This is a genomic window from Novosphingobium aquae (assembly GCF_037572715.1).
Taxonomy (GTDB): Bacteria; Pseudomonadota; Alphaproteobacteria; order Sphingomonadales; family Sphingomonadaceae; genus Novosphingobium; species Novosphingobium aquae.
This window is the reverse complement of the sequence record NZ_JBBHJY010000001.1, coordinates 1,029,959-1,048,951: the sequence shown is the minus strand read 5'-3', so window position 1 is coordinate 1,048,951 and position 18,993 is coordinate 1,029,959. Positions and strand designations below refer to the sequence as shown.

Genomic DNA, 18,993 nt, shown 5'->3' with positions numbered 1-18,993 from the left:
GCAACTTGGGAGCCAGATCGAGATTTTCAAACGATCAATATGCGTGGCAAGGAATGCGAGAACGGAACCACGAATCTGTGTCAGGCACTCCAGTCGAGGAACATATGCGCGGCGGCGCTGGCGGCTACTGCCTCGTCGTTCATACGCTCTAGCATCATGCGCACCCAGGTGCGTTCGGTTTCGGTGTCAGCAAACGCGGCTTGCGGCACAAAGAAACTGCCCAGGTCATTGCCCACCACCCAGCCGCCGCTGGTGCGGGTGAGTCGATTCACGCTGATCCACTTGGCCAGCCATTCGCCCCGCGGGGTACTCAGTCGGAAACCGGCGTTCTCGATGGAGTAGGTGGCGGAAACACTGTCCGGAGTGCCATTCTCCGTAACCTGCCGCGCGTGCCGGTCAGAAGCGATCCGGTTATAGGTGGTGTTGACAGTCCACAGTCCGAACACGAACAGCAGGGCCGGCAGAGCCATCGACAGGAAATGGTGCGCCAGGACCATGTACGGAAGGGGTATGCGCTGGCTTGCCATGAAGGCCAGGCCCAGCCCGATCTCCATCGCGGCGAGGAAGACGAAAACCATGGCCAGCATATACAGCGTTGGCGAAGGCGCTGCCTGCTGCCCCACCTCACTGGTAGCGGCCATGACGTCGCGGTGATGCAATTCGGCGGAAAGCGGGGGCAGGGTGCTCATGGCGCTCACATTGGCCGCAAACCGCTGAACAACTGGTTTCGTAATCAGCGGTGGGTGCGGCTTCCGGTGACCAAGGCTTCCAGTGCCGCCGCAATGGCCGCGTGGCCAGCAGCTGTCGGGTGCCACGGCGCAGGAGCCTCGATGCCGCCCGGCTTGGGGCCGACGCTCCACTTGTCCGCATCGCACAAGGTATGCCCGCGTGAGAACTGGTCGGCGGCGAGCACTTCGGCGCCTTCTGCCAAGGCAGCGCGCGTCGTTACCCGGGCAAGCTGCTCGCCGATGTCGCGCGTTACCAGCGCGCCCTCGGGCGAAAGCTGGCTGGCAGCGCAGGGCGTATCGGGGATCAGCTTGACATATTGCACGAAGACCAGCCGCGCTTTCGGCGCACGCCGGAACACTTCACGGGCAACTGCGCGCAGGCTCGCTTCCAACTTGACGTAGTCTTCAGCCTTTGGCGGGCGGGGCGTTGTGCAAGCGCGCCTTGTGCCTTGCACGATCATGCCTTCGGGCGGGCAACTCGCGATAAACAGGTTCATGACATAGCCGACATCATTGCCGCCGATGGTGACGGTCACCAGCCGGGTATCGGCGTTCACTGCATCAATCTGGGCCGGCAGTTCGTTCCACGGGCCGAGAATGTGCGCCGTGGTCGCCCCGCCGCAGGTCTGGTCATCCAGCGCAAGGCCAAGCTTGACCGCAACCAGCGTGGCATAATTGGACGCACTCCGCCCGCACCGCTGCGGCGTTCCGGGCTTGATGCCGTTGATTCCGGTTCCAGCGGCGAAGGAGCTACCCATCGCGACGTAGCGGGCGTTGCTCGGCAGGCCGGCGGGAATGTGCGCGCAGGCAGAGAGTGCCAACGTGGCGAGAAGGGTCGCAGCGACCCTCACTTAACCCACTCCAGCCCCATTTCCTCGTAGATTTCCTTGTCGTCGCCCCAGCGCTCGTCGACCTTCACGTGGAGGAACAGGTGGACCTTCTGGCCGAGCAGGTTGGCCAGTTCCTTGCGCGCAGCCTCGCCGATCGACTTCAGCTTCGATCCGCCCTTGCCGAGCACGATGCCCTTCTGGCTGTCGCGGGCGATAACGATCTGCTGGTGGATTTCGACCGAGCCATCCTTGCGCTCGGTGTAACTTTCCGGGCGGACGATGGAGTCGTAAGGCAGTTCGTCGTGAAGCTGGCGATAGAGCTGCTCGCGAGTGATTTCGCAGGCGAGCAGGCGTTCGCTGGCGTCGGAAACCTGATCTTCGGGATAGTGCCAGGGGCTCTCAGGCATCAGGGCGGCGAGACGCGCCTTGAGTTCGGGAACGCCGTCGCCGGTCAGTGCGGAGATGAAGAACACCTCGTCAAACTGGCCTTCTCCGGCCAGCGCCTGCGCTGAGACGAGCATTGGCTCCTTGGCGGTTTCGTCCACCTTGTTGAGCACGAGGATCTTGCGTTCCGGGCGGCCAGACAGGCTTTCAAGGATCGATTCGAGGTAATCGAGCTTCTTCTTGCGGCCATCGACCACCAACAGGATCGCGTCTGCTTCCTGTGCGCCTTCCCATGCGGCGGAGACCATTGCCCGGTCGAGCCGGCGGCGCGGGGCGAATATGCCGGGGGTGTCGGCAAGGATGATCTGGGTGTCGGCGGTGTCGCTTTTGTCCAGCGCAATGCCCATCAACCGCGCACGCGTGGTCTGGGCCTTGGCCGAGACGATGGCGACCTTCTGGCCGACCAGTGCATTGACCAGCGTGGACTTGCCCGCATTGGGCGCCCCAAGGACGGCAACGAGGCCGCAGTGCTGCGCTTTGGGCTGAGTTTCAGTCTTCGTGGTAGGCTCGGTCATCCGAATTTCCTCAAGAATTCTGCGGCGGCCAGCTTTTCGGCGGCCTGCTTGCTGTTTGATGTCGCTTGTGCGGAGCCGACGTTGTGGACGCGCACCTCAACCGTGAAGCGCGCGGCGTGATCCGGGCCGGCGCGTTCCAGCAACTGGTATTCGGGCATCTTGCGGCGGTTGCCGGCGGCCCATTCTTGAAGCGCGGACTTCGGATGCTTCGATTGCCCAACCTTGCCGAGCACCTGATCGCTCCACAAGCGCCGGACAAGCGCGGACATCGCTGGGAAGCCGTGGGTCACGAAGCCGGCACCGAGCAACGCCTCCATGACGTCGCCAAGGATGTTGTCGCTTTCGCGCCCGCCATCGTCATGGGCCTGCTTGCCCAGCCGGATGTGATCACCAAGTCCGATCTCGCGCGCCACTTGCGCGTTGGCATCACGGCTGACCAGAGCGTTAAGCCGCTGCGAAAGGCGTCCTTCATCACCGGTGCCCAGTTCGAACAGCCACTGCGCCATTGAGAGCCCAAGTACGCGGTCACCCAGGAATTCGAGTCGCTGGTAATGGCGGCTCTCACCCGTGCTGCCATGGGTCAGCGCTTCGAGCCACAGCGCCTCGTCACCGAGCGGCGCGCCGATCAGGTCGTCGAGAAATGCCTTTGTCTCGGCAGAAAGTCGCGGCTCGCTCAAATCCGGCCCCCGATGCGGTCCCAACGCGCGGCATTGAACCAGGTCCACGGCAGCAGCCATGAGGATGATCCGTCGGTGGAGAACATCATCACCTGGGCTTTGCCGACAAGGTTTTCCTGCGGGACGAAGCCGATGCCGCCGCCGGGCTCAGCCTCAAACCGGCTGTCTTCCGAATTGTCGCGGTTGTCACCCATCATGAACAGGTTGCCTTCGGGCACGAGGAAAACCGGCGTGTCGTCCGCGGCGAAAGTGCCCAGATCGAGCACGTAGTAGCTCACGCCGTTGGGCAGTGTTTCCTTGAAGCGTGGATAGCGGCAGACAGGCGTTCCGTCTGCGCGCTTGGCCTGGAACACGGTGTTGCACTGGTTGTATGGCGCGACTTCGTATTCGGCATTAGCAACACGCTCCTTGGGAACTGCAGTGCCATTGATGTGCAGCACACCGCCGATCATCTGGATCTGGTCGCCCGGCAGGCCGATGACCCGCTTGATATAATCGACATCATTGCCCGGTGGGGCCTTGAAAATGGCCACATCACCGCGCTCTGGCTGGCTGGCCAGCAGGCGCCCCGGGATCAGCGGCAGGCTGAGCGGCAGCGAGTATTTTGAATAGCCATAGGACCACTTGCTGGCAAGCAGGTAGTCGCCCTTTTCAAGGCGCGGCAGCATCGATTCACTCGGGATGTTGAACGGCGAGAGGATGAAGCTGCGGAACACGATGACGATGACGAACAGCTTCAGCAGGAAGACGGGATAGCTGTCTTCCTTCTTCGCCGGCTTGGCCGGAGCGGCTTCGGCGGGCGGCGTGGCAACGCTGTCGATAGGTTCGGTGGTCATGGTTCCCCGTTCGTGACTGTATTAATCAAGTAACACACTATGCGCCATGTCTGCCTGTATCGGAGATGAATGACACCGCTAAGGGCGCTCTCCGGCTTGGCATGGCGGCTTGCGGGCGGCATAGGGCAGGGCGTGCAAAGTGAAAAGGGCCAGTAATGAGCGAAGCGGAAACCCGGGTATGGAATGCGCTGGAAAACCTGCCACGGCCAAGTCTTGCGGACCTGTTCGAAAATGGTGGCAGGGTAGATGGCTATTCTAAGGCGCTGGACCTGCCGGGCGGCACGATCCGGTTCGACTGGTCGAAGACTCACCTTGATGATACCGCTGTGGCCCTGTTCGACGAATTGGCGGCAGCCTGCGACTTTTCCGGCAAACGCATGGCGCTGTTCAGCGGCGAGGCAATCAACGTTACCGAGGGCCGCGCGGTCCAGCACACGGCCCAGCGCGGCGTGGGCGATGAGGCGGCAGTTGATGAGGCCGGCGTGTTTCACGCCCGGATGCGCGCGCTGGTCGAGGCGATCCATGGCGGCGCGCTGGGTGAGGTGAAGCACCTGATCCACATCGGCATCGGCGGTTCGGCGCTTGGCCCGGCGCTGGCGATCGATGCCCTGACCCGCGAGGGCGCGATGTGCGACGTTCATGTCGTGTCGAACATTGATGGCTGCGCGCTTGAAGCGGCATTCGCCAAGTGCGATCCGCAGGCGACGATGATTGCCATCGCTTCCAAGACCTTCACCACGATCGAGACGATGACCAACGCCGCCTCGGCGCTGGCGTGGTTGGGCGAGAATGGGGTGTCAGATGCCTATGGCCGTGTGATTGCGCTCACGTCTGCGCCGGAAAAGGCGGTCGAATGGGGCGTTGATGAAACGCGCGTGCTGCCGTTCTCGGAGTCGGTTGGCGGGCGTTATTCGCTGTGGTCATCGATTGGCTTCCCGGTGGCGCTGGCGATCGGTTGGGATGAATTTGCCTCGTTCCTTGATGGTGCGGCGGAGATGGACCGGCACTTCCTTACCGCCGAGGGCGCGGAAAACATGCCGTTGCGCGCGGCCTATACCGACCTGGTCTATACCCGTCTTCGTGGTTGCCAGACGCGTGCGGTCTTTGCCTATGACGAGCGCCTGCGGCTGTTCCCCAGCTACCTCCAGCAGCTCGAGATGGAATCGAACGGCAAGCGGGTGCGCACCGATGGCACTCCGGTCAGCGGGCCGACCGCGCCGATCACCTGGGGCGGTGTGGGGACGGACGCGCAGCACGCGGTGTTCCAGTTGCTCCATCAAGGCACGGTCCTGACTCCGGTCGATTTCATTGCGGCGATCCAGCCGGGCGACGCGCTCGATCCGGCGCATCACCGCATCCTGCTGACCAACTGCTTTGCCCAAGGTGCCGCGCTGATGGCAGGACAGGATAATGCCGACCCAGCCCGCGCCTATCCGGGCGACCGGCCGAGCGCGACGATCCTGTGCGACGAGATCAATCCCGCCACGCTTGGCGCGCTGATTGCCTTCCACGAACACCGCACCTTCGCGGCCGGCGTGCTGATGGGCATCAACTCGTTCGACCAGTTTGGCGTTGAACTCGGCAAGCAGATCGCCAAGTCGATCGAAACGGGCGGAGCAAGCTTCGATGCCAGCACAACGGCCCTGCTGGAGGTTGCTGGCCTGACCTGAACGCCAAAAACGTTAGGCCATGCAGGTCAGCGTGGTCGAGACGATGCGGCTGTTCGCCTTGTACTTGGCGGCGAAGGCCTTCCATGCGGCGTCTTGCTTGTCGCGTGGGACGTTGCTGACGCCGGTGTGGATGGTGACGACGCGCAGGCCAGCGCCGCGTCCTTTGCCGGATTCGCGCAGCACGGGCGAGAACGTCAGACGGTCTGCCGTGTAGCCGTGCGCGGCATACCAGCGGGCGTGGTCGGCAAAGGCTTCGCGAAACCCGGCGAGTGAGCCGCCCGGCACAATCTCGCTCACCCGCACACGCTGCAACTTTCCGGCGGGGCAATTGTCGGGAGCGGGGGCCGCCAGTGCGGGCGTGGAAACGGCAAGGGCCAGAGGGGCGGTGAGCATCTTTAGCATGGCGTCTAATCCATCAGGGAATGTCCTGAGTTCGTGATACGTTCCGATGCAGAAGCCGGCAATCACCCTACCGGCCAGTTAGTTCCGTAATGGCGCTAACTCGCCCCCGATGACACTGATCGCGAAAAGCGTTTGGCAAGGCAGGCCTGCTCACCCCATATCGCGCGTCAACAGGAGCATTTCATGTCTGAATTCGACTACGACCTTTTCGTCATCGGTGCGGGATCGGGCGGTGTTCGCGCCAGCCGGATTGCGGCCGGCTACGGCGCGCGCGTGGCGGTTGCCGAGGAACACCGCATCGGCGGAACCTGCGTGATCCGCGGCTGCGTGCCGAAGAAGCTGATGGTCTATGGCTCGGACTTCGCCCACGGGCTTGAAGATGCCGCCGCCTATGGCTGGATGATCGGCGAGGCGAAGTTTGACTGGAATGTCCTGCGCGATTTCGTCGCCAGCGATGTCGACCGGCTGGAAAAGGCCTACACCTCGACGCTCGACAACAACAAGGTCGACCATTTCCACGAACGCGCGGTTGTGATCGGGCCGAACTCAGTGCGGCTCGCCTCGGGGCGCGAGATCAGCGCGAAGATCATCCTCATCGCGGTTGGCGCCTGGCCGGTCCTGCCCGAATTCGAGGGCAACCAATATGCGATCACCTCGAACGAAGTGTTTGGCCTGCCGGAATTCCCGCGCCGCGTCGTGGTTCAGGGCGCTGGCTATATCGCGCTGGAATTCGCGGGAATTTTCAATTCGCTCGGCGCGGAAGTGACCGTGGTCAACCGCTCGGACCAGATCCTGCGCGGTTATGACCTGTCGCTGCGCGAGCGGCTGCTGCAGATCATGCAGGCGCGCCACATCAAGTTTCGCTTTTCCAGCCCGATTGAGAAGATCGTCAAGGAGGGTAACGGCACATTCTCGGTCCATACCGAAGGGCATCAGCCGATTGCTGCCGAAGCCGTGCTTGTCGCCACGGGGCGCAAGCCGAAGACCGAAGGGCTGGGGCTGGAAACCGCCGGAGTGGACCTCGGCCCGCTCGGCGAAGTGCTGGTCGATGACTATAATCAGACCTCATGCCCCTCGATCTATGCGGTGGGTGATGTGACCAACCGCGTGCAGCTCACTCCGATTGCCATCCGCGAGGGCCATGCCTTTGCCGACACCGTTTTCGGCAACAACCCGCGCACCACGGCTTATGATTGCATCCCCAACGCGGTCTTCTCGCAGCCGCCGCTGGCCGGGGTCGGGCTGACCGAGGAACAGGCGCGGACGCAGCTGGCCAACGTGAAGGTCTTCACCTCGGACTTCCGCCCGATGAAAAACATGTTCGCCGCCGTGCCAGAGCGCGGGCTCTACAAGCTCGTCGTCGATGCAGACACGGACAAGGTCGTCGGCGTCCACATGATCGCGCCCGAGGCGCCCGAGGTGCTGCAGGCCGCTGCAATCGCGGTGAAGGCCGGGCTGACCAAGGCCGATTTCGACGAAACCGTTGCGCTGCATCCCTCGATGGCGGAAGAACTTGTCCTGATGCGCTGACCTGCGCGCAAGAAACTTACTGGCGATATGTTTTAACCGGTCGCTTAAATCGGTTGACGAGGCCCGCGCAAAATGTCTTAGCGACCAGACCGATTCCGCATCTGCGAAGGGGTCCCGCAAGCATATGTCCGCCAATATCGCCGAAATGGAAAGCCGCCGCGATGCGGCCAGGATGGGAGGCGGCCAGCGCCGCATCGACGCTCAGCATGCCAAGGGCAAGCTGACCGCGCGCGAAAGGCTGCTGATCCTGCTCGATGAAGGCTCGTTTGAAGAGCTGGACATGTATGTCGAGCACAACTGCGTCGATTTCGGCATGCCGGAAAACGTCATCCCGGGTGACGGCGTTGTCACCGGCAGCGGCACGATCAATGGCCGGCTGGTCTATGTCTTCAGCCAGGACTTCACCGTGTTCGGCGGGGCCGTGTCTGAACGCCATGCGATGAAGATCTGCAAGGTGATGGACAACGCGATGAAGGTCGGCGCGCCGGTGATCGGTATCAACGATTCCGGCGGCGCGCGCATTCAGGAAGGCGTGGCTTCGCTCGGCGGTTATGCCGAGATTTTCCAGCGCAACGTCACGGCTTCGGGCGTTGTGCCGCAGCTCAGCCTGATCATGGGGCCTTGCGCGGGCGGCGCGGTCTATTCGCCGGCGATGACCGACTTCATCTTCATGGTGAAGGACAGCTCCTACATGTTCGTAACCGGGCCCGACGTGGTGAAGACGGTCACGAACGAGATTGTTACGCAGGAAGAACTGGGCGGCGCGATCACGCACACCACCAAGACCTCTGTCGCCGATCTCGCGCTGGAGAACGACGTCGAGGCGCTACTCGCCGCGCGCGATTTCTTCGATTACCTACCGCTCAACAACCGCGAGGATGTTCCCCAGCGGCCCAACTCCGATCCGTGGGACCGCCGCGAGGACAGCCTCGATACGCTGATCCCGGCGAACGCCAACCAGCCTTACGACATGCACGAAGTGGTGCGAAAGGTGCTCGACGAGGGCGACTTTTTCGAGATCCAGCCAATGCATGCGGGCAATATTCTGTGCGGCTTCGGACGGATCGAAGGCAAAACAGTGGGTGTGGTCGCCAACCAGCCGATGGTCCTCGCCGGTTGCCTTGACATCAACTCGTCAAAGAAAGCCGCGCGGTTCGTGCGGTTCTGCGATGCGTTCAACATTCCGATCGTCACTTTCGTCGACGTTCCGGGCTTCCTGCCCGGCACCTCGCAGGAGATGGGCGGCATCATCAAGCACGGCGCGAAACTGCTGTTTGCCTATGCCGAGGCGACCGTGCCGAAGATCACCGTGATCACCCGTAAGGCCTACGGCGGCGCATACGACGTCATGGCATCAAAGCACCTGCGCGGTGACTTGAACTATGCCTGGCCGACGGCTGAAATCGCCGTGATGGGGGCCAAGGGCGCGGTGGAAATCATCTTCCGCGGCCTCGACGCTGCCGGCATCGCCGAAAAGACCAAGGAATACGAGGACCGCTTCGCCAACCCCTTCGTGGCGGCGAGCAAAGGCTTCATTGACGAGGTGATCTACCCGCACTCGACGCGTCGGCGGATTGCCCTGGGTCTGAGGAAGCTGAAGAATAAGCACCTCGAGAATCCGTGGAAGAAACACGATAACATTCCGCTGTGAGGTAATCCTCCCCGCTTGCGGAGCGGGGTACCAAACGCAGCTTGGTGGAGGGGGCTCTCCCCATGCGCCGGGCCAAACAATAGTCCCCTCCGTCAGTCCTGCGGACTGACACCTCCCCCGGATCGGGGAGGGAACTGGAAGGAAGTAGGAACATGGAAGACATCTACATCGTCAGCGGCGCACGTACCGCGATCGGGGACTTCGGCGGAACGCTCAAGGGCTTTATGCCGGCGGACCTTGGCGGCATTGTCGTCACCGAAGCGCTCAAGCGTTCGGGCGTGTCGCCTGACGACGTTCAGCATGTCATCATCGGCCAGGTCATGCCGACATCGGCGCGGGACTCGATGCTCAGCCGCGCTATTTCGCTCAAGGCGGATATTCCCATTCCGGTCCCTGCGCTGACGCTCAACCGCCTCTGCGGCTCCGGCGTTGAAGCCATCATCAGCGCCGCTCGATTGATGATGACCGGCGAGGCTTCGATCACCGTCGCCGGCGGCGCGGAATCGATGAGCAATGTTCCTTATCACGACCACGGCGTGCGCTGGGGCAAGAAGATGGGCGACAACCCTGTCGAAGACGCGCTCACCGTCGGCCTGTCGGACGCGCTCGGCGGCTATCACATGGGCATCACGGCTGAAAACGTCGCCGCGCGCCACTGTATCAGCCGCGAGGACATGGATGCGCTCGCCGTCACCAGCCACCAACGCGCCAGCCGCGCGCAGGTTGAAGGCCGCTTCAAGGAGCAGATCGTTCCGGTCGAAATCAAGACCCGCAAGGGCGTGGAACTGTTCGACACCGATGAACACGTGAAGGGCAACACCACCATTGAAGTTCTGGCCGCGATGCGACCCGCCTTTAAGAAGGACGGCACCGTGACTGCTGCCAACGCCAGCGGCATCAACGACGGTGCAGCTGCGGTCGTGCTGGCAACCGGGGCCGAAGTCGAAAAGCGCCGGTTGAAGCCGCTGGCAAAGATTGTCGCCTGGGGCCACGCCGGGGTCGAGCCTGATCACATGGGCGAAGGCCCGATCAAGGCCGTGCCGATCGCGCTGGAACGCGCCGGTCTCAGCCTTGACCAGATGGACGTGATCGAAAGCAACGAAGCCTTCGCTGCGCAGGCTGCTGCCGTCGCCAAGGTGCTCGGGTTCGATCCGGAGAAGGTCAATCCCAATGGTTCGGGCGTCGGCCTTGGCCATCCTGTCGGCGCGACCGGCTGCATCCTTACCATCAAGGCCGCCTACGAACTGAAGCGCATTGAGGGCCGTTATGGCCTGATCACCATGTGCATCGGCGGCGGGCAGGGCATTGCCCTGATCATCGAAAGGGTTGCCGCATGAAATTGGGCCGGATGAACCACATCGGCGTTGCCACGCCCGATCTCGATGCCAGCATTGCGTTCTATCGCGACGTCATGGGCGCGACCGACATCACCGAGCCGTTCGTGCTGGAATCGCAGCAGGTCCGCGTCTGCTTCGTCAACACGCCAACCGATAGCGGCATTAACGGTACGCAGGTCGAATTGCTCCAGCCGACTTCGCCCGACAGCGCCGTGGGCAAGTGGCTCGAAAAGAACCCGCTCGGCGGCCAGCACCACCTGTGCTTCGAAGTGCCCGATATCCACGCCGCCAAGTCCGAGTTCGAGGCGCTGGGCAAGCGCGTGCTCGGCGAACCGCGCGTCGGCGCGCATGGCACGATGATCTTCTTCGTCCACCCCAAGGACATGGGCGGGATCCTGACCGAGATCATGGAATCCCCGAAAGGAGCGCATTGATGAGCTTCTCGAAGATCACCCTCGATCGCCAGGGCGCCGTTGCGGTTCTGACGCTGAACGATCCCGCGACGCGCAATTCGCTGTCGTGGGACCTGTGCCGGGAAATGGGCGATGCGCTCGACCAGCTTGGCGATGCGCGGGCGCTGGTGATCACGGGTGCGGGCAAGGGCTTCTGCTCAGGCGGCAACATGGCCTCGGAGACGCCCGAAGGTATGGGTTTTGGCGACATGATCGCCAAGGGCCTCGAAGATGCGGTGAACCCGATGCTGCGCAAGCTGGCGGGTCTGAAGATCCCGGTGGTTGCTGCGGTCAACGGCGCGGCGGCAGGGGCAGGGGCGCCGCTCGCGCTTCACGCAGATTTCGTGATCGCCGGCGAGTCGGCGTTCTTCTACTTCGCTTTCGCCAATGTCGGGCTTGCTCTCGATGCCGGGGCGAGCTGGATTCTGCCGCGCTTGGTCGGCCTCGCCCGCGCAAACGAGGCGCTGATTCTGGTGGAGCGTATCCCGGCGGCCAAGGCGCTCGACTGGGGCATGATCTACAAGGTCGTGGCTGACGAGGCTTTGCTGGCCGAAGCCATGGCGCTGGCCGCCCGCCTCGCGGCAGGTCCGACTGTGTCGTACGGCCAGATCCGGCAGGCGCTGCAGTTTGCGGCCAGTTCGACTTACGAAAACGCGCTGCGCACCGAGGAAGATGCCCAGCGCACCTCGGGCAATGCCAAGGATTGTGCGGAGGCCGTGCAGGCTTTCCTGGAAAAAAGGCCCCCGGTTTTCCGGGGCGAATGAGGACTACCATGGCGAAAATCGAAGACTGGCAGGCAGCCGCCGCGAAAGAGGTCAAGGGCCGGGACCTGACCTGGAACACGCCCGAAGGCTTTGCGATCAAGCCGCTCTATACGGCGGAAGACGCTGGCGATCCCGGCCTTCCGGGCTTCGCTCCGTTCACCCGCGGCGTGCGTGCATCGATGTATGCCGGGCGCCCCTGGACGATCCGCCAGTACGCCGGTTTCTCAACCGCAGAGGAATCGAACGCCTTCTACCGCCGCAACCTTGCTGCCGGGCAGAAGGGCCTTTCGGTCGCTTTCGATCTGGCGACGCACCGGGGTTATGACTCGGACCATCCGCGCGTTGTCGGCGACGTTGGCAAGGCCGGCGTGGCAATCGACTCGGTTGAGGACATGAAGATCCTGTTCGACGGTATTCCGCTCGATCAGATGTCGGTTTCGATGACCATGAACGGCGCGGTGATCCCGATCCTCGCCTTCTTCATCGTCGCGGGACAGGAGCAGGGCGTCGCCACCGAACTGCTCGACGGGACCATCCAGAACGACATCCTCAAGGAGTTCATGGTCCGCAACACCTATATCTATCCGCCCGAACCTTCGATGCGGATCGTTTCGGACATCATCGCCTATACTTCGGCCAACATGCCGAAATTCAACTCGATTTCGATCTCCGGCTATCACATGCACGAAGCCGGCGCGACCGCCGTGCAGGAGCTGGCCTTCACCATTGCCGACGGCAAGGAATACGTGAAGCGCGCGGTGGAATCGGGCCTTGATATCGATGCTTTCGCCGGCCGCCTGAGCTTCTTCTTCGGCATCGGCATGAACTTCTTCATGGAAGTGTCGAAGCTGCGCGCCGCGCGCACGCTGTGGCACCGCGTGATGGACGGGCTGGGCGCGAAGAGCGAACGCTCCAAGATGCTCCGCACCCACTGCCAGACCTCGGGCGTCAGCTTGCAGGAGCAGGATCCCTACAACAACGTCATCCGCACCACGGTGGAAGCCATGGCGGCGGTGCTCGGCGGCACCCAGTCGCTGCACACCAACGCGCTGGATGAAGCGATCGCTCTGCCGACCGATTTCTCGGCGCGCATCGCCCGCAACACGCAAATCGTGCTGACCGAGGAAACCGGCATTACCAAGGTCGTCGATCCGCTCGGCGGCTCGTACTACATCGAGGCGCTGACCCAGCAGCTGGTCGACGATGCGTGGAAGCTGATCGAAGAGGTCGACGGCATCGGCGGCATGACCAAGGCGGTCGCTACCGGCATGCCCAAGCAGCGCATCGAGGAAGCCGCCGCCGCCCGCCAGGCCCGCGTCGACAAGGGCGAGGACGTGATTGTCGGCGTTAACAAGTACCGGCTTGCCGAAGAAGCGCACCTCGACACGCTCGACATCGACAACCATGCGGTGCGTGAATCCCAGATTGCCCGCCTGCAGAAGATGCGCGCCAACCGTGACGAGGCGAAGTGCCGCGCAGCGCTGGATGCGCTCACCGAAGGCGCGAAGAGCGGGGGCAACCTGCTCGAACTCGCCGTCGAAGCCGCCCGCCACCGTGCCTCGCTCGGCGAGATTTCCGACGCAATGGAAGTGGCTTTCGGCCGCTATGGCACGCAGCCGGTTCCGGTCACCGGGATTTACGGCAAGGCCTACGCCGATGACAGCCGCTACGCTCAGGTCATCGAAGGCGTCGAAGCCGTCACCCGGCGCCTTGGCCGCGCGCCGCGCCTCTTGGTCGCCAAGATGGGTCAGGACGGCCACGATCGCGGCGCCAACGTGATCGCCTCTGCTTTCACAGACATGGGCTTTGACGTCACCAGCGGCCCGCTGTTCCAGACGCCGGAAGAGGCGTGCAAGCTGGCGCTCGACAACGATGTCGATGCGGTCGGCGCAAGCTCGCTCGCTGCCGGGCACAAGACGCTGATCCCCGAATTGATCGGCCACCTCAAGGCCGCCGGCCGTCCCGACATCAAGGTCGTCGCAGGCGGCGTCATCCCGCCGCAGGACTACGATTATCTGAAGAAGGCCGGCGTCCAAGGCATCTACGGTCCCGGCTCGAACGTGGTCGAATGCGCCGCGGACATGCTGGTCCTGCTGGGCCACAACATGCCGCCGTTGGATGCTTGAGGAGTAAGCGAATGTTCAAGAAAATCCTCATCGCCAACCGTGGCGAAATCGCCTGCCGCGTCATCAAGACCGCGCGCCGAATGGGTATCCAGACAGTTGCGGTCTATTCCGATGCCGATGCCCGCGCGCCGTTCGTCAAGATGGCGGACGAGGCGGTACATATCGGGCCCTCGCCGGCGTCCGAAAGCTACCTGATCGCGGACAAGATCATCGCGGCGGCCAAGCAGACCGGCGCCGAGGCGGTCCATCCGGGTTACGGCTTCCTTTCGGAGCGCACCTCGTTTGCCGAGGCGCTGGCCAAGGAAGGCATCGAATTCATCGGCCCCCCGGTGAACGCCATTGCCGCGATGGGTGACAAGATTGAATCGAAGAAGCTGGCCAAGGCTGCGGGCGTCAATGTCGTCCCCGGCTTCGTCGGCGAGATCGAGGATACCGAGCACGCAGTGCGCATCTCGGACGAGATCGGCTACCCGGTGATGATGAAGGCTTCGGCCGGCGGCGGCGGCAAGGGCATGCGCCTTGCCTACAACGAAAAGGACGTGCGCGAGGGCTTTGAGGCGACCAAGCGCGAGGGCCTCAATTCGTTCGGCGATGACCGCGTGTTCATTGAGAAGTTCATCCTCAACCCGCGCCACATCGAAATCCAGATCCTGGGCGACAAGCATGGCAACGTCCTTTACCTCAACGAACGCGAATGCAGCATCCAGCGCCGCCACCAAAAGGTGGTCGAGGAAGCGCCTTCGCCCTTCGTTACCGAAAAGATGCGCAAGGCGATGGGCGAACAGTGCGTCGCGCTGTCGAAGGCTGTGGGCTATTACAGCGCTGGCACGGTGGAACTGATCGTATCGGGCGCGGACCCGAGCGGCGAGAGTTTCTACTTCCTCGAAATGAACACCCGTCTGCAGGTGGAACATCCGGTTACCGAGTGCATCACCGGGGTCGATCTGGTCGAACAGATGATCCGCGTTGCTGCAGGGGAAGAGCTGGCCTTCACGCAGGACGATGTGAAGATCGACGGCTGGGCGATCGAAAACCGCGTCTATGCCGAAGACCCCTATCGCGGATTCCTGCCCTCGACGGGCCGACTCGTGCGCTACAATCCGCCGGTTGAAGGCTGGACGGATGACGGCGCCGAAAATGGCCGCCGCGGCATCGATGGCATCCGCGTGGATGACGGCGTCTATGAGGGCGGCGAAGTCTCAATGTTCTATGACCCGATGATCGCCAAGCTGATCACCTGGGGCGAAACGCGCGACGAAGCAGCGGACAAGCAGATCGCCGCGCTTGACGCCTTCGAGATCGAGGGGCTGGGCCACAACATCGATTTCGTCAGCGCCATCATGCAGCACCCGCGCTTCCGCTCGGGCGAATTGACCACCGGTTTCATTGCCGAGGAATATCCGGACGGCTTTACCGGAGCGGCCAGCTCGGACGAGCTGAAGGTGCAGCTTGCCGCAATCGCCGGGTTCATTGCTTCTGCCGATGCCGACCGTGCGCGCCGGATTGATGGCCAGCTGGGTGATACCCTGCCGCCGCCGCACAAGTGGCAGATCGTGGTAGATGGCGCAGCGCACAAGGTGAAGATCGGCCACAAATCGATCAAGGTTGACGGAGAAAAGGTCGACCTGAGCCTGGCCTACACACCGGGCGACCGCTTCGTGGAAGCCGAGATCGGCGATGGCGTGCTCGGCGTGAAGCTCGCCCGCACCCGCGCCGGCTGGAAAATGACGACGCGCGGCCGCATCCACGCCGTCCGTGTGCTGCCGCACCATATCGCGCATCTGGCTGATCACATGATCGAAAAGGTCCCGCCCGATCTTTCGCGGTTCCTGATCTGCCCGATGCCGGGCCTGCTGGTGTCGCTCAACGTTCAAGAAGGCGACAAGGTCGAGGCTGGCCAGCCGCTCGCCGTGGTCGAAGCCATGAAGATGGAAAATATCCTGCGCGCCGAAAAGTCGGCCACTGTGAAGAAGGTCAATGCCAAGGCGGGCGAAAGCCTGGCGGTGGATGCGGTGATCCTCGAACTGGAATGACGATGCCGACGATCTGGACCATCGGTTACGAACAGACGAAAATGGCGGACTTCATCGCTGCCTTGTCGGAAGCCGGAGTCCAGACCGTGGCTGATGTTCGCGCAATTGCCGCATCGCGCCGTCCGGGTTTTTCGAAGACCGCGCTGGCGGCGAACCTGGCCGAAGCGGGCATCAGTTACACCCACTTCCGCGCGCTCGGCACTCCGGCTGCGGGGCGCGAAGCAGCGCGCGCAGGCAAACTTGCGGACCTCAAGCGCATATACGCCGGGCAAATGGAACTGCCCGAAGCCATGGCGCAGGGCGCAGCGCTTGCCGACCTCGCTGCGAAGGATCGGACAGCGCTGCTCTGCTATGAGCGCGACCCGTCGTGCTGTCACCGCACATTGCTGCGCAAGGCCGTCCTGGCCGAATTCGACTGCGTTGATATTTTGCCATGACCTTTGCCGATCTGCTTGCGTGCGCCGAAGAATCTGAGGATGACTTCAACGTCACCGTTCCGGAAGGTTGGTTGCAGGGGCGTACCGCCTATGGCGGATTCTCGGCGGCATTGGCCTTGGCCGCCGCCATGCGCATGGGGGGCGAGGGGCTGCCGCCGCTGCGCTCCGCCTCTGTCAGTTTCGTCGGGCCGGCGAGTGGCGAGGCCGAAGTCCGCGCACGTGTGCTCCGCAAGGGGAAGAATGCGACCTGGATTAGCGCCGAGATCACTTGCGGCGGGGCCTGCACGCTGAACGCGACGTTTGTCTTCATGGGCCCGGTGAACTCAGCCGTGCATCTCAATCGTCAAGTGCCGCCCGCCGGGCTACTAGTGCCTGAGGAAGGCCGCGAGTTCGAACCCCATCCGCATATGCCGGTGTTCCTGCGCTGCAATTTCGAGGTCCGTTTTGCCCTGCCGAAAGCCGAGGGCAAGAGCGCGGAAATCTGTTGGTGGGTGCGGTTGAAGGACCGTGCGGCGCTCGATCCGATGGTCGAGGTCCTGCTCGTCGCCGATGCCCTGCCGCCGGGAATTCTGCCGCTCTTGACGCCGGCCACTCCGGTCAGTTCGATGACCTGGATCGCCAACCTGCTCACTCCCGCGCCAATAACGCGCGACGGGTGGTGGTTGCTGCGATCGAGCGCTGACTATTCAGAACGTGGCTGCTCCAGCCAGCACATGGGCCTGTGGAATGCCGATGGCGAGCCGGTGGTGTCAGGAATGCAATCGGTCGCCGTATTCGGCTGATCAGACTGCAAGTTCCGCATCGAGGAACCGAGCTACATCTGCCAACTCGACGTCCTTCGCGAGAAACGCGGAACCGATGCCGCGCATCAGGACAAAGGGCAGGGTGCCCGCGTCCATCTTCTTGTCGTGCAGCATGTGCTGGACCAGCGTTTCGCCCGCGCAATTGAGCCCTAGCGCGGACAATCTGTGCGGCAGGTCGGTCGCGGCGAAATGGGCTGAAATGCGATCAGCCTCAGCAGCCGCCATCAGTCCGCGCCGCGCCGAATAGCGTGCCGCCAGAACCATGCCCATGGCCACGCCCTCGCCGTGCAGCAGGCGGTCGGAAAAGCCGGTCTGTGCCTCTAGCGCGTGTCCGAAGGTATGACCAAGATTGAGCAAAGCCCGCGCGCCGGTCGTCTCGCGCTCATCCTCGGCCACAACGCGCGCCTTGGCTTCAACCGAAGCGGCAATGGCGGTTTCGCGGGCCTGCGCATCGCCCGCAAGCAGCGCCGGTCCATTCGCCTCGCACCAGTCAAAGAACGCCGCATCGCCTAGCAGGCCGTATTTCACGACCTCTGCATAGCCGGCGCGAACTTCGCGCGGGGGCAGGGTATCGAGTGCATCGGGATCGGCCAACACCAGCGATGGCTGGTGGAACGCGCCGACAAGGTTCTTGCCCGCTGCCGTATTGATCGCCGTCTTGCCGCCGACACTTGAATCGACCTGCGCCAGCAGCGTGGTCGGCACCTGTATGAAGTTGCAGCCGCGCTTGAGGATGGACGCGGCAAATCCGGTGAGATCGCCGATGACGCCGCCGCCCAGCGCGATGATGTGATCGCCGCGCTCGACTTCGAGTTCAAGCAGCCAGTCGACCAGCGCGGACAGCGATTCCCACGACTTGGTTTTTTCGCCCGGGGAAAGCACGCGCCATGCGGGCTGCTTTCCGGCGGCGAGCAACGACGCTTCGACCGCTGCGCCCCATGCGGCATGGACATTGGCATCGGTCACGATTGGCACCACGGCCTTGCGCAAACGTGGCCCGCAAGCCTGCGCAATGTCGCCGAGCAAGCCGCGCTGGACACGGACGTTATAAGGCCGCCCCGCCAGCGAAACCGCGATCACAGCCATGCGTCGATCTCCTTCACCACTTGCGCCAGTGCGTGCGCATGCGGGACATTGCCGCTCTTCACCCGGATCGGGGCTTCGGCATAGAATTGTTCGCGCTCCGAGCGCAGCCGAGCGAGGATTTCGCGCGGATCGCCGCCCCGCAGCAGGGGACGGTTATCCTTGCGGCCAACGCGTTCGACCAGCACGTCAACATCGCTGTCGAGCCAGACGGTTATCGCCCGGTCCAGGATCAGCGCACGGGTTTCCGGGTTGCAGAAGGCGCCGCCGCCGGTGGCGATGACCTTCGGCTTTTCGCCAGCCTCGCCGATCAGGCGGGCGATTACGCGCCGTTCGCCGTCGCGGAAACTGGCCTCGCCATAAAGTTCGAACATGTCGCTGATCGTCATGTGCGCCGCTTCCTCAATCGCGTCGTCAGCGTCGACGAAGGCGAGGTGCAGCAAGCTCGCAAGCTTGCGGCCAATCGTCGATTTGCCTACGCCCATCATGCCCACAAGCACGATTGGCCGGTCAATCCGCTGGACCAGCGCCGAAATTTCGGCAGTTCCGGGCATGATTGTTTCATGTTCCATTGCAGGCCCGCCTATAGATGCGATAGGGAAGGGCGCAAGCTTTCCGGGGAGTGGTTCGGCGTGGCGATGCTCGCAGGCAGGGATCGAATATTGGCTGTAACAG

At 63.1% G+C, this 18,993-nt stretch carries 18 protein-coding genes; 10 read left to right on the top strand and 8 right to left on the bottom strand.

Features of this window, described 5'->3' with window-relative positions; all coding sequences use genetic code 11:
• Positions 1-80 precede the first annotated feature (80 nt).
• From WG900_RS05275 to lepB, 5 genes are read right to left on the bottom strand one after another with little or no spacing between them, the layout of a single operon-like run.
• Entirely contained in the window at positions 81-689 is a 609-nt protein-coding gene (locus WG900_RS05275) for a hypothetical protein (RefSeq protein ID WP_339965276.1), read from the bottom strand.
• 44 nt (positions 690-733) lie between these two features.
• Positions 734-1,579 (bottom strand): SGNH/GDSL hydrolase family protein, encoded by an 846-nt coding sequence (locus WG900_RS05270; protein WP_339965274.1) that lies wholly within the window; start codon positions 1,577-1,579, stop codon positions 734-736.
• Positions 1,576-2,517, bottom strand: coding sequence for a GTPase Era (gene era, locus WG900_RS05265; RefSeq protein WP_339965272.1), 942 nt, complete (start codon positions 2,515-2,517; stop codon positions 1,576-1,578). The genes WG900_RS05270 and era overlap by 4 nt, the downstream gene beginning before the upstream one ends.
• On the bottom strand, positions 2,514-3,194 hold the full coding sequence (gene rnc, locus WG900_RS05260; RefSeq protein ID WP_339965271.1) for a ribonuclease III: 681 nt from the start codon (positions 3,192-3,194) through the stop codon (positions 2,514-2,516). The genes era and rnc overlap by 4 nt, the downstream gene beginning before the upstream one ends.
• A complete protein-coding gene (lepB, locus tag WG900_RS05255) occupies positions 3,191-4,030 on the bottom strand; it encodes a signal peptidase I (protein ID WP_339965269.1) in 840 nt (279 codons plus the stop codon). Before lepB ends, rnc begins: the two co-directional genes overlap by 4 nt.
• 155 nt (positions 4,031-4,185) lie before the next feature.
• Between lepB and pgi the strand changes: the two genes are divergently transcribed.
• Positions 4,186-5,700 (top strand): glucose-6-phosphate isomerase, encoded by a 1,515-nt coding sequence (gene pgi, locus WG900_RS05250; RefSeq protein WP_339965267.1) that lies wholly within the window; start codon positions 4,186-4,188, stop codon positions 5,698-5,700.
• 12 nt (positions 5,701-5,712) lie between these two features.
• Here the strand turns inward: pgi and WG900_RS05245 are convergent, their stop codons facing one another.
• Entirely contained in the window at positions 5,713-6,102 is a 390-nt protein-coding gene (locus tag WG900_RS05245; protein ID WP_339965265.1) for a hypothetical protein, read from the bottom strand.
• Positions 6,103-6,285: 183 nt separating this feature from the next.
• Here WG900_RS05245 and gorA point away from each other — a divergent pair, with 183 nt between their 5' ends.
• The 9 genes from gorA to WG900_RS05200 all read left to right on the top strand — a co-directional run bounded on the left by gorA (position 6,286) and on the right by WG900_RS05200 (position 17,214).
• On the top strand, positions 6,286-7,632 hold the full coding sequence (gene gorA / locus WG900_RS05240; RefSeq protein WP_339965264.1) for a glutathione-disulfide reductase: 1,347 nt from the start codon (positions 6,286-6,288) through the stop codon (positions 7,630-7,632).
• Positions 7,633-7,756: 124 nt separating this feature from the next.
• Positions 7,757-9,283, top strand: a complete 1,527-nt coding sequence (locus WG900_RS05235; protein ID WP_339965263.1) for an acyl-CoA carboxylase subunit beta — start codon at positions 7,757-7,759, stop codon at positions 9,281-9,283.
• A 152-nt stretch (positions 9,284-9,435) separates the two neighbouring features.
• Positions 9,436-10,620 (top strand): beta-ketothiolase BktB, encoded by a 1,185-nt coding sequence (gene bktB / locus WG900_RS05230; protein ID WP_339965261.1) that lies wholly within the window; start codon positions 9,436-9,438, stop codon positions 10,618-10,620.
• Positions 10,617-11,054 (top strand): methylmalonyl-CoA epimerase, encoded by a 438-nt coding sequence (mce, locus tag WG900_RS05225; RefSeq protein ID WP_339965260.1) that lies wholly within the window; start codon positions 10,617-10,619, stop codon positions 11,052-11,054. The genes bktB and mce overlap by 4 nt, the downstream gene beginning before the upstream one ends.
• Positions 11,054-11,836, top strand: coding sequence for an enoyl-CoA hydratase-related protein (locus WG900_RS05220; protein ID WP_339965258.1), 783 nt, complete (start codon positions 11,054-11,056; stop codon positions 11,834-11,836). The genes mce and WG900_RS05220 overlap by 1 nt, the downstream gene beginning before the upstream one ends.
• Positions 11,837-11,844: 8 nt before the next feature.
• A complete protein-coding gene (scpA, locus tag WG900_RS05215; protein WP_339965257.1) occupies positions 11,845-13,962 on the top strand; it encodes a methylmalonyl-CoA mutase in 2,118 nt (705 codons plus the stop codon).
• Positions 13,963-13,973: 11 nt separating this feature from the next.
• Positions 13,974-15,995 carry an acetyl/propionyl/methylcrotonyl-CoA carboxylase subunit alpha gene (locus WG900_RS05210; RefSeq protein ID WP_339965255.1) on the top strand — a complete coding sequence of 674 codons (2,022 nt, stop codon included), beginning with the start codon at positions 13,974-13,976 and terminating at the stop codon, positions 15,993-15,995.
• Positions 15,992-16,432 (top strand): DUF488 domain-containing protein, encoded by a 441-nt coding sequence (locus WG900_RS05205; protein ID WP_339965254.1) that lies wholly within the window; start codon positions 15,992-15,994, stop codon positions 16,430-16,432. The genes WG900_RS05210 and WG900_RS05205 overlap by 4 nt, the downstream gene beginning before the upstream one ends.
• A complete protein-coding gene (locus WG900_RS05200; RefSeq protein ID WP_339965252.1) occupies positions 16,429-17,214 on the top strand; it encodes an acyl-CoA thioesterase in 786 nt (261 codons plus the stop codon). Before WG900_RS05205 ends, WG900_RS05200 begins: the two co-directional genes overlap by 4 nt.
• Here the strand turns inward: WG900_RS05200 and aroB are convergent, their stop codons facing one another.
• Positions 17,215-18,321 carry a 3-dehydroquinate synthase gene (aroB, locus tag WG900_RS05195; protein ID WP_339965250.1) on the bottom strand — a complete coding sequence of 369 codons (1,107 nt, stop codon included), beginning with the start codon at positions 18,319-18,321 and terminating at the stop codon, positions 17,215-17,217.
• Positions 18,312-18,890, bottom strand: coding sequence for a shikimate kinase (locus tag WG900_RS05190; protein ID WP_339965248.1), 579 nt, complete (start codon positions 18,888-18,890; stop codon positions 18,312-18,314). Before WG900_RS05190 ends, aroB begins: the two co-directional genes overlap by 10 nt.
• Positions 18,891-18,993 lie beyond the last annotated feature (103 nt).

Coding starts and splice junctions, on each gene's coding strand:
- gorA (WP_339965264.1), top strand. CDS start 6,286: ATGTCTGAATTCGACTACGACCTTTTCGTCATCGGTGCGGGATCGGGC.
- WG900_RS05205 (WP_339965254.1), top strand. CDS start 15,992: ATGACGATGCCGACGATCTGGACCATCGGTTACGAACAGACGAAAATG.
- mce (WP_339965260.1), top strand. CDS start 10,617: ATGAAATTGGGCCGGATGAACCACATCGGCGTTGCCACGCCCGATCTC.
- pgi (WP_339965267.1), top strand. CDS start 4,186: ATGAGCGAAGCGGAAACCCGGGTATGGAATGCGCTGGAAAACCTGCCA.
- bktB (WP_339965261.1), top strand. CDS start 9,436: ATGGAAGACATCTACATCGTCAGCGGCGCACGTACCGCGATCGGGGAC.
- WG900_RS05220 (WP_339965258.1), top strand. CDS start 11,054: ATGAGCTTCTCGAAGATCACCCTCGATCGCCAGGGCGCCGTTGCGGTT.
- WG900_RS05200 (WP_339965252.1), top strand. CDS start 16,429: ATGACCTTTGCCGATCTGCTTGCGTGCGCCGAAGAATCTGAGGATGAC.
- WG900_RS05210 (WP_339965255.1), top strand. CDS start 13,974: ATGTTCAAGAAAATCCTCATCGCCAACCGTGGCGAAATCGCCTGCCGC.
- aroB (WP_339965250.1), bottom strand. CDS start 18,321: ATGGCTGTGATCGCGGTTTCGCTGGCGGGGCGGCCTTATAACGTCCGT.
- WG900_RS05190 (WP_339965248.1), bottom strand. CDS start 18,890: ATGGAACATGAAACAATCATGCCCGGAACTGCCGAAATTTCGGCGCTG.
- WG900_RS05245 (WP_339965265.1), bottom strand. CDS start 6,102: ATGCTAAAGATGCTCACCGCCCCTCTGGCCCTTGCCGTTTCCACGCCC.
- lepB (WP_339965269.1), bottom strand. CDS start 4,030: ATGACCACCGAACCTATCGACAGCGTTGCCACGCCGCCCGCCGAAGCC.
- era (WP_339965272.1), bottom strand. CDS start 2,517: ATGACCGAGCCTACCACGAAGACTGAAACTCAGCCCAAAGCGCAGCAC.
- scpA (WP_339965257.1), top strand. CDS start 11,845: ATGGCGAAAATCGAAGACTGGCAGGCAGCCGCCGCGAAAGAGGTCAAG.
- WG900_RS05235 (WP_339965263.1), top strand. CDS start 7,757: ATGTCCGCCAATATCGCCGAAATGGAAAGCCGCCGCGATGCGGCCAGG.
- WG900_RS05275 (WP_339965276.1), bottom strand. CDS start 689: ATGAGCACCCTGCCCCCGCTTTCCGCCGAATTGCATCACCGCGACGTC.